Genomic DNA, 3,064 nt, shown 5'->3' with positions numbered 1-3,064 from the left:
CCAGCCGCGCCGCCAGCGGCAGCACGACCTGCCAGTGGCCGGGGGCCTGGCGGGCCAGGTGCGCGCACTCGATGGCGAAATCCGGCCGCGCCGCGAGATGGCTGGCGGCGAGGAATTCCTGGAAGGTGCGGTGCGGGAAGGCGAACTGCCGCTCGCCACTGCGAAAGCCCTGGCCCAGCAGGAGGCCGGCGCGTTTTTCGATGTAGTCGACGACGATCGCGGCTTTGTTCAAATCGTTCTGCAGCAGCCGCCGAAACGCTTGCAGCAGGCGGCCTTCGCCGATATCGGCCGGAGCGCCGGCGGCGGCCGCACCGGCGTGCAGAACGTCCTGCTCGACGGCGCTCTCGGCATGCACCGCGAAGGCCAGCTCTTCGAGCACGCCGCGCAGGTCCGAGAGTTTCAGCGTCGGCAGGGCCAGCGCGTCGAGCAGCGCCTTCTCGGCGCCGATCTGCCGGTTCCAGCGCAGCAACAGCAGATCGACCGAGTCGTCGTAGAGGTCCGCGCGGTCGTCGGGCAAGCGCCCGCGATTGGCGTGCAGGGAGGCCATCAGCGTCAGCAGCAAGGGGTTGCGCGCCAGCGGCCGCAAGTCCGGGCGCTGGCGCGCGGCGAGCAGGTCGTCGCACTTGCGCTCGGCGTCGCCGGGCGACAACCACTGGCGCCTGGCCAGCGCGGCGTACCAGGCGCGGATGAACTGCTCGATCTGTTCGTCGTCGAGGTCGGCCAGCGAGTACACGCCTTGCGCCGGGTCCGCACCGCCGGGCCAGGCATAGGGCCGCGCGGTGAGCAGGAAACGGCAGTGCCGGCCGGCGCTGCGCATGAACTCGTCGACCGCGCCGAGGACGCGCTGGCGAGCGGCTTCGCTGCCGCATTCGTCGAGGCCGTCGAGCAGAAACAGCGCCCCCTGGTCGCGGGCGACGCGCCGGATGGTCTGGCAGGTGGCGGGCGACAGGCCGTAGCCCGCGGCGTCGAGCGAGCGCCCGATGAAAGCCCAGAGGTCGCCGGCGCAGGACGGCGCGCCGCCGGCCGGAAGCGCTTCGGCGAAGCGGCGCAGAACGACGCGCACCGGCAGCCGCGCGCCGTGTGTCCAGGCGTCCCCCAGATCGGCGAGCCGATCGGCCCGCCCCGGCCAGGCCTGCGCCATAGTGAGCAGGACGCTGGCGCCGAAAGTGCTCTTGCCGCTGCCGGCGCTGCCGAGCAGCGTCAGTTGCCGATGCTGCGCCAGCGCTTCGAGCGCCGACACCGGCCGGCTGTCGCGCGCCGTCTCGAGGTCGGCGCGCTCGCCGCGCGCGCCCTGCCGCTCGCTTGCCAGCCACTGCGCCAGCGTCGTCCGCTCCGGCAGGCGCAGATGCGTGGCCAGCGGCACATAGACGTCGGCGAGCTGCAAGGGCTCGCGGCGGGTGTCGCTGGCGGCGACGTCGATCTCGCCGAGTTTCAGGCCGGCGAGTTCGCTGGCCAGCGCGGCGAGGTAATCGGCGATGACGGCGCGGTCGTCGGCCGACTGCTCGAGCGGCGCCGCGGAGCCGCGGCCGCCGGGCACCGCCCGATCGGGCGGGGAGTCGCCGAAACCGTTGGCGGCGAGTTTGTCGAGTTGCTGGCAGAAGTGCAGTTTGAGCTGGTCGACGTTCGCGTACTTGGTCGGGAAGTGGCCGAGGGCCTCGAGCTTGTCCTGAAACGCCCACAGGCTCTGCAGATCGGCGCGCGCGCCCTGGTGCGGCGCGTCCTTGAAATAGGTGTACAGCACGGGTTTGCCGGTGGCCTGGAAGTGCTCGTAGGCCGCCGCGAACTCTTCCGCCGTATAGGGGCCGACCTTGGTGAAGAAGAGCAGGACGAAGATGTCGCAGCTACGGATCGCGCCGTTGTACTCGTCCTGCAGGCGCGTGCGGGAAAGCGCGTCGAGGAAGTCTTCGCAGAGGACGAGTTCGAGCTCCACCCCCCGCTTGACCCACGACTTGTTCTCGCGAGCGATGAAAATCTCGAACTGCCGGCGGTCGTCTTCGAGTTCCTGTGAGGAGGCGAGGAAGATTTTTCTGGTGGTGATCATGCTGTCGGCTCGCGAAGGCTGAGGTCGGGCAAACCGTACGCGACGGGGTCGTGAAAATCAAGGGCGCAGCGCGGCGGGGGAAGTTTCCCCCGCACCCCCTCCAGAGTCGGAGTATCCGGAGTGACAGAGGCCAGAGGGAACAGAGGACAGAGTCAAAGAACAGGGGAGGAACGCAACACCACCCGGAAACCGCTAAGGGCATCCCGACCGCCAGGGTGAAACCAGTCGCGGGAGGCGCAGCGGGCGTTGGCTCGAAGAAAGTACCACGAGCCGCCCCGCACGACCCGCAAGACACCGTCCGGAGCGTTCAAGTATTCACGTTTCAGATCCCTGGCATCGTAGGGGTAGACGAAAGCGGGCTGCCGCCAATTGGTGCCCCACAGGCTGCGCGTCCACTCCCAGACGTTGCCCGCCATATCCAGGCAGCCGGTTGGGCTGCGCCCGGCCTCGAAGCAGCCCGGCGTGCTGCTCGCACCGACGATCCTTTCGGCATTCACCCATTCGGGCTCCCACTCGTCACCCCAGGGCCGGGCGCGCTGTGGTTGCGGGTTCTTCCGCCGTGCCGGGTCGGCAAGGGCGAGGCCCGGGCCGACCGTGGCGTACTGCGCGGCGGCGGGAATCTCCACGCCGCCACGCGCGGCTTTCTCCCACTCTGCTTCCGACGGAAGGGCGACCGACCAGCCGGCCGGCAACCGCTCGCGCCAGCGCTCACCGAGCCAGGCACAGAAGGCCAGGGCGTCGTGCCAGCTCACCGTTGCCACCGGCCGGTTCGGCGGATCGCGCAAGGCCTGCGGATCGGGCGATTCGCCGCCAGCGCTGGCGAAGAACTGCGCGAACTGCGCCACCGTGACCGGCGATTCGGCGATCCAGTAATCGTAGTCCAGCGTTTCGTTGCGGTGCAGCGGCGCTTTGCTGCTTTCTTCGTCGCCCATCCAGAAAGCGCCGCGCGGCACGAAGGCGAAGCGCATGTGGTCGACGTCGAGCAGTTCCCGCCGCGGGTCGCCGAGCGCGGCGAGCAGGTCG

The 3,064-nt window shown here is 69.9% G+C and carries 2 protein-coding genes; both read right to left on the bottom strand.

Translation table 11 applies throughout. The features are described from left to right. Window positions 1-2,041: hypothetical protein (locus tag CAPSK01_RS22200; protein WP_273703258.1), on the bottom strand; the 2,041-nt coding region annotated here is incomplete at its 3' end. A 152-nt stretch (window positions 2,042-2,193) separates the two neighbouring features. Then, the coding region (locus tag CAPSK01_RS07430; RefSeq protein ID WP_034924550.1) for an SUMF1/EgtB/PvdO family nonheme iron enzyme at window positions 2,194-3,064 on the bottom strand (871 nt) is incomplete at its 5' end.

It is taken from the genome of Candidatus Accumulibacter vicinus (assembly GCF_000584955.1).
Taxonomy (GTDB): domain Bacteria; phylum Pseudomonadota; class Gammaproteobacteria; order Burkholderiales; family Rhodocyclaceae; genus Accumulibacter; species Accumulibacter vicinus.
Note: the sequence above shows the minus strand (reverse complement) of the source record. Positions and strands in the feature narration are given on the sequence as shown.